The organism is Enterococcus sp. OL5 (assembly GCF_006491895.1).
In the GTDB taxonomy this organism is placed as follows: Bacteria; Bacillota; Bacilli; order Lactobacillales; family Enterococcaceae; genus Enterococcus_D; species Enterococcus_D innesii.
Map to the genome: position 1 here is coordinate 12,614 of NZ_VHIL01000002.1, position 14,603 is coordinate 27,216.

General features: G+C 45.6%; 12 protein-coding genes. 3 read left to right on the forward strand and 9 right to left on the reverse strand.

Going from position 1 to position 14,603, the window contains the following annotated elements; genetic code table 11:
- Window positions 1–122: 122 nt before the first annotated feature.
- From araA to FJU10_RS02530, 4 genes are read right to left on the reverse strand one after another with little or no spacing between them, the layout of a single operon-like run.
- Window positions 123–1,547 carry an L-arabinose isomerase gene (araA, locus tag FJU10_RS02515; protein ID WP_034878099.1) on the reverse strand — a complete coding sequence of 475 codons (1,425 nt, stop codon included), beginning with the start codon at window positions 1,545–1,547 and terminating at the stop codon, window positions 123–125.
- A 19-nt stretch (window positions 1,548–1,566) separates the two neighbouring features.
- A complete protein-coding gene (locus FJU10_RS02520; RefSeq protein ID WP_140965096.1) occupies window positions 1,567–2,262 on the reverse strand; it encodes an L-ribulose-5-phosphate 4-epimerase in 696 nt (231 codons plus the stop codon).
- Window positions 2,263–2,281: 19 nt separating this feature from the next.
- Window positions 2,282–3,877: a xylulokinase gene (locus tag FJU10_RS02525; RefSeq protein ID WP_086299039.1), complete on the reverse strand. Its 1,596-nt coding sequence runs from the start codon at window positions 3,875–3,877 to the stop codon at window positions 2,282–2,284.
- Window positions 3,878–3,881: 4 nt separating this feature from the next.
- Complete coding sequence (locus FJU10_RS02530; protein ID WP_005232233.1) at window positions 3,882–4,988, reverse strand: GntR family transcriptional regulator; 1,107 nt, start codon at window positions 4,986–4,988, stop codon at window positions 3,882–3,884.
- Window positions 4,989–5,153: 165 nt separating this feature from the next.
- Here FJU10_RS02530 and FJU10_RS02535 point away from each other — a divergent pair, with 165 nt between their 5' ends.
- The 3 genes from FJU10_RS02535 to FJU10_RS02545 all read left to right on the forward strand — a co-directional run bounded on the left by FJU10_RS02535 (window position 5,154) and on the right by FJU10_RS02545 (window position 8,244).
- Window positions 5,154–5,993: an SHOCT domain-containing protein gene (locus FJU10_RS02535; RefSeq protein ID WP_061053689.1), complete on the forward strand. Its 840-nt coding sequence runs from the start codon at window positions 5,154–5,156 to the stop codon at window positions 5,991–5,993.
- Between the two features lie 329 nt (window positions 5,994–6,322).
- A complete protein-coding gene (locus tag FJU10_RS02540) occupies window positions 6,323–7,027 on the forward strand; it encodes a helix-turn-helix domain-containing protein (protein WP_223272959.1) in 705 nt (234 codons plus the stop codon).
- Window positions 7,028–7,134: 107 nt separating this feature from the next.
- Complete coding sequence (locus tag FJU10_RS02545; protein WP_008376142.1) at window positions 7,135–8,244, forward strand: ABC transporter ATP-binding protein; 1,110 nt, start codon at window positions 7,135–7,137, stop codon at window positions 8,242–8,244.
- Between the two features lie 129 nt (window positions 8,245–8,373).
- Here FJU10_RS02545 and FJU10_RS02550 read toward each other — a convergent pair whose 3' ends face one another.
- The 5 genes from FJU10_RS02550 to chvE form a co-directional block, all read right to left on the reverse strand.
- Window positions 8,374–9,831 carry an alpha-L-fucosidase gene (locus FJU10_RS02550; protein ID WP_223272960.1) on the reverse strand — a complete coding sequence of 486 codons (1,458 nt, stop codon included), beginning with the start codon at window positions 9,829–9,831 and terminating at the stop codon, window positions 8,374–8,376.
- A 281-nt stretch (window positions 9,832–10,112) separates the two neighbouring features.
- The gene (locus FJU10_RS02555; protein ID WP_140965097.1) at window positions 10,113–10,448 is read right to left on the reverse strand and encodes a PTS sugar transporter subunit IIB; all 336 of its coding nucleotides are present in this window, start codon (window positions 10,446–10,448) and stop codon (window positions 10,113–10,115) included.
- A 12-nt stretch (window positions 10,449–10,460) separates the two neighbouring features.
- On the reverse strand, window positions 10,461–11,657 hold the full coding sequence (mmsB, locus tag FJU10_RS02560) for a multiple monosaccharide ABC transporter permease (protein WP_140965098.1): 1,197 nt from the start codon (window positions 11,655–11,657) through the stop codon (window positions 10,461–10,463).
- A 1-nt stretch (window position 11,658) separates the two neighbouring features.
- Entirely contained in the window at window positions 11,659–13,188 is a 1,530-nt protein-coding gene (mmsA, locus tag FJU10_RS02565) for a multiple monosaccharide ABC transporter ATP-binding protein (protein ID WP_140965099.1), read from the reverse strand.
- A 146-nt stretch (window positions 13,189–13,334) separates the two neighbouring features.
- Window positions 13,335–14,435: a multiple monosaccharide ABC transporter substrate-binding protein gene (gene chvE / locus FJU10_RS02570; protein ID WP_140965100.1), complete on the reverse strand. Its 1,101-nt coding sequence runs from the start codon at window positions 14,433–14,435 to the stop codon at window positions 13,335–13,337.
- Window positions 14,436–14,603 lie beyond the last annotated feature (168 nt).

The following is a 14,603-nucleotide window of genomic DNA, read 5'->3' on the forward strand; positions in this document are numbered from 1 at the left end:
GCTGATTGCTGGTGCTTTCAAGGGTTTGCTTGCCCGCACTTTACAGCCAGAAGGCAAGAAAGCTTAAGAAAAACGCAAAGAAACCGCCGGCATCGCCAACGGTTCCTTTTGTGATTGGGTACTTATTTGATCGTTACGTATTCTAATCCTACAAGTTTCGCCCATGTTTCGATCTGATCAGAATTTAGGACAAGTGAGACAACGGTGTGATGGCCACCGCCTGTTTCGATCCACTGTTTGACGCCATCGTGGAAGTTTGGTTTTGGCGTCCACATTACTCGTGCAACCGGTAGTTTTGGTGCTTCTTCAGTTGGCTCAAAGGCATCGACTTCATTGATCAATAATTTGTAGTGAGTGCCAAAGTCGGCCATCGAAACCACGACACCTTCGCCGCCTTGGCCGTCAAACACGAGCCGGGCTGGGTCTTCACGATCCCCCATCGACAATGGCGAAACCACGATTTTTGGTTTGCTGGCTGCTAATACCGGATCGACTTCCATCATGTGGGATTGCAAGATGGCTTCTTTTCCTGGTGTCAGCTCATAGGTGTAGTCTTCCATAAAGCCAGTCGCTTTATTGTGAGCCATGATTTTCATCAAGCGGTCAATAGCGGCTGTTTTCCAGTCCCCTTCACCGGCAAACCCATAGCCTTCTGCCATCAAGCGTTGTACAGCTAAACCAGGCAACTGCTGCATACCATACAAGTCTTCAAAGTTCGTGGTAAATGCCGTATAGCCGCCTGCTTCAAGGAAGCGGCGCAGACCGATTTCTTGTTTGGCTTGTGCTTTGACATGACGTGCCCACTCTTCTTTGTCGTAATCGCCATAATCGAAATCATACAGCTGGCTGTATTCTTCAAAGAGTGCATCGATTTCTTCGTCAGTCACCGCATCGACAACTTGTACCAAATCGCCGATCCCAAAATAATCAACGGTCCAACCAAATTGGATCTGTGCTTCGACTTTGTCGCCTTCCGTCACCCCAACGTTACGCATGTTGTCGCCAAAACGAGCGACTTTAATTTGGAAGCTTTCATTGTAGCCGACTGCCACGTCCATCCAAGCAGCAATTTCTTTTTGGATGGCTTCATTTTTCCAATAACCGACAACGATTTTATTTTGCTTTTTCAAACGGGCATTGATAAATCCGTATTCTCGGTCACCATGAGCCGCTTGGTTCAAGTTCATAAAGTCCATATCGATGGTTTCCCATGGAATTTGTTCATTGTATTGAGTGGCAAGGTGCAGCAATGGTTTTTGTAATAATTTCGTGCCGCGAATCCACATTTTTGCTGGTGAGAAGGTGTGCATCCAGGTGATCACCCCAGCGACTTCATCCCGATAGTTGACTTCTTTCATGATTTTCGTAATCGTATCGGCAGTAACAGCGAGTTCTTGTAAAACAACTGGATAAGGCAGCTTTGAGCTGTCATTTAAGCTTTTGACCATTTCTTCTGCATGGTCCCGTACTTCTTGTAATGCTTCTTCTCCATATAAGTGCTGTGATCCTACGACGAACCAAAATTCTTTTTTCCCGATTTCTAACATTCTACTTGCTCCTTTTTCGTTATTTTTGCCCGTAATAGGCATTTTCTCCATGTTTGCGTAAATAATGTTTGTCTAAGACCCGCTGCGGCAATTCGGGTGCGTAACTGTTGAGCTGGCGCGTGATAAAATTCATCTTAGCGACTTCTTCTAAGACCACTGCGTTCATCACCGCCGCATCCGCCGTTTTGCCCCAGGTAAACGGTCCATGACCGTGAAGCAAGACACCAGGAATTTCTTCTGGCGTGATGTCGCGTTCCTTAAAGGTTTCGACGATCACCTGTCCTGTTTGTGCTTCATAGCCTTCATCGATCTCGGCTTGCGTCAAAAAGCGGGCACAGGGGACTGCTCCATAAAACGTATCGGCATGGGTCGTGCCCATCGCTGGCAGATCGAGTCCTGCCTGAGCCCAGCTCGTCGCCCAAGTAGAATGGGTATGGACGATCCCACCAATTTCTGGAAATGCTTTGTATAAAACGGCATGCGTCGGCATATCGGAGGAAGGATTTTTTGCTCCTTCCACTACGTTGCCCTCAAAATCACAAACCACCATATCACTGGCTTGCATGGTTTCATAGTCAACACCGCTAGGTTTGATGACAAACAACTGCTGTTGGCGATCCACTGCTGACACATTGCCCCAGGTGTATTTGATCAATCCTTGCTTCGGCAATGCCAAATTGGCTTGAAAGACTTCTTCTTTTAATCCTTCTAACACAAAATTCCCTTCTTTCTTTTTAAATCAACGCATCGATTGCCGCTTGCTCGATCGGCAACCCTGCTTGGTAACGTTGGGTAAAGACGGTAAATCCCTGAATGTCCGCTTCCGTTGGGGCTAACGTCACGCCGTGATCATTTTTAAACACTTGATCTGCTAAAAATGCGGCCAAGGATTGTTCTGGCGTGTGGCGGCGAAGGTATGCTGCTAAAAGGGCGATCCCCCAGGCGCCGCCTTCACCAGCCGTTTCCAGGACCGTAACTGGCGCTTCCATGACAGCTGCCAAGACACGCTGGGCAACTTCTGGCGTCTTGAAGATCCCACCGTGACCAACGATTCGATCAATGGCGACGTCTTCGGCTTCCAGAATCTTCATCCCGATCTTCATCGCACCAAAGGCACTAAACAGATGTAAGCGCATGAAATTTGCTAAAGTAAAAGAACTCTCTGGCGATCGGACGAAAAGCGGCCGTCCTTCAGGGATCTTAGTGATATTTTCACCAGAATAATAGCCATAAGAAAGCATCCCGCCACATTCTGAATCCCCTTTCAATGCTTCGTTGAATAAGGTCGCAAACAATTCTTCCGTGGAAAGTTTCATTCCAGCTGCGTCGGCAAATTCGCGGAAAAGTTTGACCCAGGCATTGATCTCCGAGGTACAGTTATTCGTATGGACCATCCCCACCAAATCACCAGAAGGCGTCGTGACCAAATCGATCTCTGGATACACTTGCGTTAAGGGTTCTTCTAAGACGATCATGGCAAAAGCCGACGTCCCGGCTGAAACATTCCCGCTTCGCTGTGCCACACTATTCGTGGCAACCATGCCAGTGCCCGCATCGCCTTCTGGCGGACATAACGGGATGCCGGCTTGCAAGGTACCGGTTGGGTCGAGTTTTTTTGCGCCTTCTGCCGTCAATGTGCCGGCTGGTTCGCCTGCTGTCAACACTTGTGGCAAAAGGTCTTTGATCTGCCAAGGATACCCCTGACTGCTGATTTGTGCATCAAATTGCTGCAGCATATTCGCATCATAGTTTTTTGTCGTACTGTCGATTGGGAACATCCCAGATGCATCGCCGATTCCGATAACTTTTTCCCCTGTCAGCTGCCAATGCACATAGCCGGCTAAGGTAGTGAAAAAAGCGACCTCTGGTACGTGAGCTTCTTGATTCAAAATCGCTTGATACAAGTGCGCGATACTCCAACGCTGCGGGATGTTGTATTGGAACAATGCCGTCAAAGCTTTTTCTGCTTCTTCCGTGATCGCATTTCGCCATGTCCGAAAAGGGACCAACAGCGTGCCTTGCTGATCAAAGGCCATATAGCCGTGCATCATTGCAGAAAAACCGATACTGCCGATCGTCGTCAAAGGTACCTCGAATTGCTGCTGGATATTGTGCGCCAACTCTTGGTAGCTGGCTTGCAGTCCTTGCCAAATCGCTTCTAGCGAGTAGGTCCAAATCCCTTGCTCCAATTGATTTTCCCATTCAAAGCTGCCGGAAGCGATCGTCTGAAACTGTTCATCGATCAAGACGGCTTTGATCCGTGTCGAGCCTAGCTCGATCCCAAGAGACGTGCGCCCGTCAATAATTGCTTGCCTTACTTGTTGCGTCATCTTCTTACTCTCCTTTTTGGTTATTGACTGAACCGCGAACGATCAGCTCTGGTTCAAAATAAAAGTGTTGTGCTTCTGTTGCCTTCCCTGTAGTGATCCATTGTGCTGCCAATTCCCCCATCGCTTCTTTCGGGTGAGTCAGTGTGGTGATCGTCGGTGTGGACAAGGTGCTAAGGGGCGAGTCATCGTTTCCTACGATCGAAAAATCAGTAGGAACGTTCTTCCCAGCAGCCGTCAATGCTTGAATCAAACGATGCGCGATCTCATCGTTGTAACAAACGATGCCTGTGACTTGATTATCGGCAGCCGTCAAGCGCTGGATCGCTTGTTCAATAACGGCTTCTTTCGTCTCCGTCGTATACGTCAAGACGTCTTCTGCTGCAAACGTCCGCTTGGCTTGGGTCAACGCTTTGACAAACCCTTTCATCCGATATTTCCCTTGTAAGTCATCGATTTTCGTGATCATCATCAACTGCTGATGCTGTTGTTCTAATAGATAATTGGTTGCTAAAAAACCAGAACGTGTATCGTTGACACAAATATGCGGCAAGTCTAGTTCTTCGTAATAGGCATTGATCATGACGAGAGGAATCCCAGCTTCTTGGAGGGCGACATAATAGGCAAGATTCGGGTTGTACTGGCTGCTCTTCGTTGGTTCAACGATCAACCCGTCTACCCCTTGATCCATCATTTGCTGCAAGCACGCTCTTTCTTGCTCATGGTCATTGTTGGTTGAGCCTAAAAGCAGTGAGTAGCCTTGCTCCCGCAATGTCTGCTCCACGCCACGCATGATCGATGGGAAAATATAATCAGACAAATAGGTCATGATGATCCCAATCGTTTTGCGGTTTTTATGATTGACAGTCTCAGGTTTTGAAACGTAGGTACCTGAGCCCCGTTCTTTTCTTAAATAACCTTCATTGACCAAAACAGCGATCGCTTGGCGCACCGTGTGGCGGCTATAATGAAATTCTTCCTGTAAGGTTGCTTCTGAAGGGATCGCATCGCCTTCTTGATAGGTGCCTAAGCGGATCTTTTCTCTTAAGATATCCGCTAGTTGTTCGTACTTATTCGCCATTTTCATCCCATCTTTCAAAAGTTGTCCGTACATCTAAGATACCAAGAAACCGCTTCCTTGTCAATTGCTGCTATACTAATTTTTCTGAAAAAGTAATAGAGAAAAAATTCCAAACGATCATTCACCTAAATTTTACTCATAATAAAAATAAATAAGATTATATTTGTTGTATAATTGAATAAATAGTTAGTTATTTCTATGAAGGAGGCAAACACTTTGACGAGAAATATGAATGAAAATCGTGAGGCGCCAATCATTCTTTATTCAAAAAAATATCGAGAGAATCGCAAACACGAGGCTAGTTGTCGCTGGTTTATTACCAGTAAAGGTGTTTTGATAAACCATACCCATCCAAAAATCCCGGATGAAAAGATTCCCATGGCAAAAATTGCCGATGTGGAATTACATATAGGCAAAGGTCTCTTAGTGGACTACCTCCGACTGCAGGTACCAGGTAATTCTCATCTGCTTTATTTCACCAATCGAATCGATGCCCAAAAAGCCTATGAATTTTTAACGGATCATTTGGCAGCACTTGGCGGACAATCAGCCAAAAGTTACGTGGATGAAGAGGCTGGTAAAATCAAATTACTGTCTTATCATTATCGTGATGCTTGGATCATCGCAGAAGATACCCTCACGATCATCGACTACAAAAAGAAAGAAAAGCAGGTTTTGCAGATTCCCCAGATCACCAGTGTCAGTCTGAAAGAAGTTGCCGAATCTGGTCTTTGGAAAGGCAATGGCTTCTTGGAACTGTATATTGGCGGCGGGGCAATCAGAGAAACCCATTCTCGCAGAAGGACGGAACCAAACCACTCCCTTTGCTTTGCCGAAAAAGACCTGCTGATTGCTCGGATCATACAGCGCTATCTCACTAACTTCCCCCGTAAGCATGCGATACTGCCCCCGCGACCAACTGTAACCCCGACGGAACAGGTCATTGCTGATCTTCGCGAACTGAAAATGTTGGTCGATGAAGGAATTTTGACTGAAGAAGAATTTGCCTTAAAGAAAAAACAACTGTTAGGATTATAGAAGCCATCGCTTCGGGAAAAAAGCAGTCCTCCTGCCATGCAAAGGCAGAGATTTCGGTGAAGGGCTGTGCTTTTTTCTGGGAAAATTTTGAACGGTTTTTTTAGAACATGCTATACTAAATGAAGAATACGTAGAGTATCTCAAAGGAGGTCTTTCTCATTTTTTCTTTTAATGACATCAAAGCGCGTTTCCCCCAGGCAACGCTGCATGACAAAGTATCCACAACGAAGGACATCGAATCCATCGCTTTCGGCAAAAAATATATTTGGCTGCCAACTGACCAATTAAGTGACAGTGAAAAACTGCTGATCCAACTGGGAAACGGCTCTTTGCAACCAGAAATCGATAACCGAAACCATCCATGGTATCCGATTTTATTTGAACATCAGCCCGTTCAAGACCAAACGTGGGTCCGAATGCTGCAAGTTCATTTCACCCGAACCATTGACTCCTTGCAATCCGAATGGCTCGCAGAGATCCAGCAAATGCTCCCTAGCGTGGTGGATCTTTTTTTCCTCACCGAAGACCATGCGGTGATCGTAGAAAAACAAGACGACACTAATTTACCCATCGAAGATCTCGACGGCTTATTCGTGGCTTTGGATATGGATTTCGACTGCTATTCCCAGCTGTTCGTTGGCCCCTTCCATCACCCACGCCACGACTTCACTACCTTATGGACGAGTGAATCTACCCTGTTTAAAAATGAGTTAAAAACGAAAACTACCAGTAAAAGTATGGATCTGCCCAAAGTGGTCTTCGCTCTTTTTCGCAATGGCTTTTCCGAGTATATTTCCTTGTTTCGTACCTTGTATCTAGATTGGTTTGAAGAAGAGACCGAAACGATCATTCAATCACTGTGGCGCAATCAAGGCAATGCGAGTTCCACTGCCAAAGAACTGTTTATGCATCGGAATTCTCTCCTATATAAGATCGATAAGTTTCAAACACTGACACGTTTAAATTTAAAAAATATGGATGATCTGCTGCTTTGCTATTTACTAATCGATCAGTTCACCCATCAGAGCAATTAAACAACCTGCACAAGAAAACGTTTTTTTCTTGTGCAGGTTTCCGTTGCGCATTCGAAGCGTTTTCATTTATGCTATTCATGTAAACTAAATGGAAAGAGGTAATCCCAATGGTAGAAATGGCCTTAAAAAATATCCACAAAAAATATGACAATAATGATGCGTATTCGGTAACTGATTTTAATTTAGATATCGCGGATCGCGAATTTATCGTTTTCGTTGGACCTTCTGGTTGCGGAAAATCAACAACCCTTCGAATGATCGCTGGTTTAGAAGATATTTCTGAAGGCGAATTGAGCATCGGTGGAAAAGTAATGAACGATGTAGCACCAAAAGACCGCGACATCGCGATGGTTTTCCAGAACTACGCATTGTATCCCCATATGACTGTTTTCAACAACATGGCATTTGGTTTGAAATTGCGTAAATACGACAAAGAAGAAATCAAAAAACGCGTAGAAAATGCCGCTGAGATCTTAGGTTTGACAGAATACTTAGATCGTAAACCTGCTGCCCTTTCAGGTGGTCAGCGTCAACGGGTTGCCTTAGGCCGTGCCATCGTTCGTGATGCCAAAGTCTTCTTGATGGATGAGCCGTTGTCAAACTTAGATGCGAAATTGCGGGTTGCCATGCGTGCGGAAATCGCAAAATTACACCAACGTTTAGAAACAACGACGATCTATGTAACCCATGACCAAACAGAAGCGATGACCATGGCTGACCGGATCGTTATCATGAAAGATGGTTTCATTCAACAAATCGGTTCACCAAAAGAAGTCTACAACACACCGAAAAACATTTTCGTTGCCGGCTTTATCGGTTCACCAGCAATGAACTTCTTCAATGTTACGTTGAATAACGGTATGATCTCTGATGGTCAAAGTTTGAATTTACGTATTCCTGAAGGCAAGAATAAGATTCTTGTTGAAAAAGGCTACGAAGGCAAACAATTAGTCTTTGGTATTCGTCCAGAAGATATCCACAGTGAACAAATCGCATTGGAAGCTTCTCCTGAAGCAACTGTACGTGCTGAAGTGGTCGTATCTGAACTATTAGGTGCAGAAACAATGCTTTATACACGTGTAGGTGCGACTGAATTTATCTCGAAAGTTGATGCCCGCGACTTCCACCGTCCAGGTGAAACAGTTGATTTAGCTTTCAACATCAACAAAGCGCATTTCTTCGACAAAGATTCAGAAAATGTCATCACACTTCCTTAATTTGTAGTTACCATGCACTGTTCTCGGATTTGCCCCCTAGGCAGTCGCATTTAACTAATATCCACTTTTATTCCTTATTTGTATCCCTCAAAAACAGACAGTCAGCCGACTGTCTGTTTTTGGGTTACTTTATTCTTCCTGAGGCACATAGCGCGCGGCCATGGTTTGAATGATCGGTGTTTGCCGAACTTGAGTAAAAACTATTTTGACAGCAGACACGCCGACCGCTTCAAAGCTGATGATTTTTTGATAGCCGATCGTCACTATTTCGGTCAGTAACTGTGGTCCTGCTACAGTTTGCAGAAAAATTTTTGCTTTTTCTACCCGTTGCCCATATTGAATCGCTTCCTTCAATACAAGTGAATTGATGACGACCGGTTCTGCAAAATGTAGGGTCAGCCATGGCCGTTTGTCTTCCAAGTCCGGTTTCCAATACTGGCCAAACGCTTGAGATAGTTGGAGCTTATCCATTCTGCTGGACACACTGGTTGAAGAGCTCGCAAACGTGCCGTTCCTTTCAGTCGTCACCTCTTTCAATTGTTTAATCGAGTGACCTAATTGCTGCAATGCCTTTTGATCCGTTGGATGGATCATACCATCCGGCATCGGCGGCACATTAAGTAGAAAAGAACTATTGCCCCCAACGATCTGCTTGTAAAAAGACCAGAGCTCAGCGCCGCTTTTTACGTGTTGGTCTTCTGATGGATGATAAAACCAGCCGGGGCGAATTGATAAGTTGACCTCAGCAGGGTACCAAGCCAATTCAGCAGCTTCTTTAATGCCGTACTTTTTCAGCGCTTGTCGGCTTCCTAAATCCATTTCCATACTGGAGATCGATTGCCGAAACGCTGCGCTATCGGCTTTTTGCGAATGACTCGCTGTTTTTTCAGCATCCTTTAATGCTGCTGGCACCACACTCCATTCTTGAAGTCTGGTTTGCCCCGCTTCGTTTCCTACCCAGCGGACATCCGGTCCGCAAACCGCAATCACCGCATTGGGTTGCAGCTCTCGAATCACTTGATAATACCGTTCCCAATCATAGTTTTGGCGTTTTCCATTGGGCCCTTCACCATTGGCGCCATCTAACCATATTTCGAATATATCACCATAATTGGTTAAAAGTTCTGTCAACTGCGCTGTATAAAAATCATCATAGGCTTGCCCCATTCCATAACAAGCTTCATGCTGATCCCAAGGCGATAAATAAATGCCGAATTTCAGGTCTGCTTGACGGCAAGCATCAGAAAGTTCTTTCACTAAATCACCTTGACCATTGCGCCAGGGCGTTGAAGCGACTGTGAAAGCAGTGTGCTGGCTTGGCCATAAGCAAAAGCCGTCATGGTGTTTGCAGGTCAAAATGATTCCCTGCATACCGCTTTGCTTCATTGTGGAAACCCATTGATGACAGTCTAAATTTTGCGGGTCAAATACCGTTGGCGACTCATTGCCGAGCCCCCATTCACGATTGGTCATCGTATTGAGACCAAAGTGGATAAAGCCATAAAATTCCAACTGCTGCCACTGTAGTTGTCGTTTACTGGGGCGAATCTGGGTAAGGTCTGCTGGTTTGATAATCTGTTCCTCCATTCTATGAGTTGTTTGCTGCTTAAGGAAACAGATACAAGATCGATTCTTGACTATTTCCTTATTGGAAAAGATCCGCCGCCTTTACTGTACTTTTGCCACCTGTCCACTCACTGGCAAACGAAGCACAGGAACTGACCGAAGCAGCATTCAATCGACGGTTCTTCCCTATCAGGTGATCAAACTACTTTACGATAAAAAGAGTAGTGCTTGCTTGGGGGATTCGCAAGGCACTACTCTAAACAACATATTCAAACGCTGAAACACATAGCTCTTTTTTGAGCCTAGCGATCGTTTTGTAAGAGGGTCAGGCTGTCTTCAAGGACAGCTTCGCCATCTAACAGCTCATAATCTGTTTCTTTGATTAATTTATATGGTACCGCTTTGACCATGAGAAAGTCTTTTAATCGATTGACTTCGTACTTCGACTGCGGACCGATCAGCAAGGCATCGACTGTTTGTTGCTGCAGGATCTGTTCAGCAATGATGGCTGGTGCCGAATAGATATGCACAGCTAGCCCTTTTTCATCTGCGGCCCGCTGCATATTTTTTACTAAGAGTCCCGTAGTGATGCCGGCGGTACAAATCAATAAAATCGTCTTTTGTGCTTGGTCCTCCATAAACAGGCCCTCCTACGAAATTTTCTTTTTCTTATTGTAGATATCCAACACGACAGCCAGCAGCAAAATCAACCCTTTGATGGCTTGCTGCCAATCGACACCGACTCCTAAGATCGACATCCCATTGTTTAAGACACCCATCACGAGACCACCAACGATCGCACCCATCACGGTACCAATACCGCCTGAGGTGGAAGCACCGCCGAAATACACTGCGGCCATTGCATCTAATTCCATTGACGTTCCTGCTTGCGGGGTGGCTGCGTTCAACCGAGCGGCTAAAACCAAGCCCGCCAAAGCTGCCATCATCCCCATGTTCACGAAGACCCAGAAGGTGATTTTCTTCGTCTTGATTCCCGAAAGTTCGGCTGCTTTTTTGTTGCCGCCGGTTGCATAGATTTGACGACCAGCGACGGTTTTGTTAGTCAAAAAGCCATAGGCAGCCACGATCACTCCTAAGACGATCAAAATGATCGGATACCCTTGATAAGAGGCAAAGATATAGGTAGCACCGAGAAATACGACCGCAGTAAAGACGGCTTTAAAGGCAAAGGCTGCCATTGATTCCACTTCAAAAAGATTTTTTTTGCGACGCTCACGGGTCCGCCATTGGCCTAAAATCAGGACGCCCGTGATCACTACACCTAAAATCATGGAAAGTAAATGGATCTGACCGCCTGCAATATCTGGCAAATACCCAGTAGAAATTTGTTGGAATGCCTTGGGAAACGGCGCCAAGGATTGACCGCCTAAGACGACTTGGGTCAGTCCTCGAAACATCAGTAAACCAGACAAGGTCACAATAAATGCTGGGATACCGACATACGCGACCCAGAAGCCTTGCCAGGCACCGATCACTGCCCCCATCAGTAAGCAAAGAGGCACTGCCAGCCAAGGACTGATGCCGTTATTGACCATTAAAACGCCTGCAATCGCACCGACAAACGCCATCACGGACCCTACGGATAGATCGACGTGTCCTAACAAGACGACCAAAAGCATACCAGCTGCCAAAACGAGAATATGACTGTTTTGCAACACGAGGTTGGTGATATTCAGCGGCCGCCAAAAAATCCCATCGGTCATGAGCTGAAAGGCCACCAATAATACTGCTAAGATAATGATCATACTGTATTTACTAAAGATTTCCAGTGCCTTTTCTTTCAGCGAATCGCTGCGTTCTTTTTTTAATTTATTGGTTGTTTCCATCTCAAACCCCACTCTCTTCTAATGTCATTAGATTCATCAATCGTTCTTGATCCGCCTCTTCCCGCAGGACCTCGCCAGTGAAGCGTCCTTCGTTCATCGTATAGATTCGGTCACACATGCCTAATAGTTCTGGCAGCTCCGAGGAGATGATGCAAATGGCTTTGCCAGCTGCTGCCATCTCTTCGATGATCGTATAGATTTCGTATTTCGCCCCGACATCGATCCCACGGGTCGGTTCATCTAAAAATAAGATGTCTGGTGTGGTCATCAGCCATTTTGCCAAAACAACTTTTTGCTGATTCCCGCCACTCAAGCTGCCGACGTTTTGATAGATTGAATTGGTTTTGGTCCGCATTTTTTTGCGGAATTCTTCTGCCATCGTGACTTCTTTTTCTTTATCGATGACCCCTTGGCTGCTGATTTTGGCAAGACTAGCAATGGTGGTATTCTCGCGAATATCCATCAGCAGATTCAAGCCCAGCGCTTTTCTGTCTTCCGACACATAGGCTAACCCATTTTTGATGGCGGTTGGCACGTCTTTGACAGAAATCGGTTGGCCGTCTTTATAGACTTCCCCAGAAATCGAACTGCCGTAGGAATGACCGAAGACGCTCATGGCAAACTCAGTCCGTCCCGCACCCATCAAACCGGCGATACCGATGATCTCTCCTTTGCGGATCATCAAGTTCAAATTTTCATTCACCACACGGGTATGGTCGATTGGATGATGGACCGTCCAATTTTTGACTTCAAAAAACGGTTCACCAATAGTGGGGTTCCGCTCTGGGTAGCGATTGGTCAAGTCTCGCCCAACCATGCCGCGAATGATGCGCTCTTCAGAGATTTCGGCCCCGCTCAGCGTCTCGATCGTTTGCCCGTCTCGTAAAATCGTGATCCGATCCGCCACATTGACGATTTCATTCAGCTTGTGGGAGATGATGATGGAAGTGATCCCTTGGTTGCGAAACTCTTTGATCAGCTCTAACAGATTGGCACTTTCTTCTTCATTCAACGCCGCGGTTGGTTCATCTAAAATCAACAATCGGACGGATTTTGAAAATGCTTTGGCAATTTCCACCAGCTGTTGATGCCCGACACCGATTTGTGAAACCAGCGTATTCGGGTCTAATTTCAAGCCGACGATCTTTAAGAGGTTGTCTGTTTTCTTTTCGGTCAGATCCCAATCAATGATGCCGTGTTTGGCTTGTTCATTTCCTAGAAAGATATTTTCTTTGATCGACAGGTAAGGACTTAAGGCTAACTCTTGATGAATAATAACGATTCCTTTGTCCTCACTGTCCCGCAAATCTTTGAACTTGCATAACTCCCCTTCAAAATAGATCTCTCCGTCATAGCTGCCGTAAGGATAGAGTCCGCTTAAGACATTCATCAGCGTGGACTTGCCGGCGCCATTTTCTCCACACAGTGCGTGGATCTCTCCTCGCTCGATCGAGAGGTTGACGTTATCAAGGGCGCGAACCCCTGAAAACTCTTTGACGATGCCTTTCATCATCAAAATATTATCTGCCATGTTCTTTCACCCTTTTCCTTTTTATGTAAAAGTGAAGCGATCCGTTTGTAAGAAAAGCGGAAAGAACGAATACGGGGGATGATTCGTTCTTCCCTGCTGCTTTCGGGGAAACTAGCATCTTTTCTCGCTGGATCTGTACTTCTTGCTTAAATGCCTAGCTCTTCTTCTGTATAGTAATCGGTATCGATCAATTCTTCTTTGTAGTTGTCGCTATCCACAGAAACGGGATTTGACAAATAGGTTGGTACGACTTTGACGCCATTGTCATAGGTTTCCGTATCGTTGACCGGCACTTCCTCGCCATTGGTGATGGCTTCGATCATTTCGATCGTGTTTTTCGCTAACACCCGTGTATCTTTGAAAATCGTTTGGGTTTGTTCACCCGCGATGATTGATTTCACTCCTGCCACCGTCGCATCTTGACCGGTGATCACAGGCAGTGGTTTATCGGAGGAACCATAGCCAACGCCTTTAAGCGATGAAATGATTCCTAGGCTGATTGGATCATAAGGTGAAAGAACAGCATCCAATGTTTGATCCGTATAGTTGGCACTCAACAAGTTGTCCATCCGAGCTTGTGCAGTCGAACCATCCCAACGCAAGGTAGCGATTTGGTTGAAGTTGGTTTGACCAGAAGGAACGACTAGCTGTCCGCTGTCAAAGTATTGTTGGAAGACCGAAAGGACCCCATTATAATTGATCAGTGCATTGTTATCATCTGGAGAGCCGCCGAATAATTCAATATTAAATGGTCCTTCACCGTCTTTGAGACCTAATTTGTCTTCAATATAAGACGCTTGCAGCACGCCGACTCCAAAATTATCAAAGGTGGCATAATAATCGACGTATTCCGAGTTCATCAGTAAACGGTCATAGGCGATGACTGTGATGTCTTCGTTATGGGCTTTTTCCAACACGTCCGTCAGTGCCGACCCATCGATCGAGGCGATCACTAAAGTATCAACGCCTTTGGTGATCATGTTCTCAATTTGTGCCACTTGGTTTTCTACTTTGTCTTCTCCATATTGCAGGTCAGTTTTATAGCCAAGCTTCTCTAATTCCTCTACCATATTGTCGCCATCTGCGATCCATCGTTCTGCCGATTTGGTCGGCATCGCAATCCCAACAAATCCTTTGTCTCCGTCACCGTTTGCCCCGCTATCTGATCCATTCCCACAAGCTGCTAACAATCCACCAACCAATAAGGTGGATGCTAGGACGACCAATTTACCAAAAGAACCTTTCATTGTGATCCCTCCATGTCTTTTTCTTACATATTCAGTATAGCTAGTTAAGGAATCGCTTACATTTAGATTTTTTCGAGGTTTCTTGGATTTCTTAAAAAAAACGGCCCAGTTGCCCCCTTTTCTCTTTGGAATCTTGGATTTTTTAAGATTCCCTTGGTTTTTATTTGA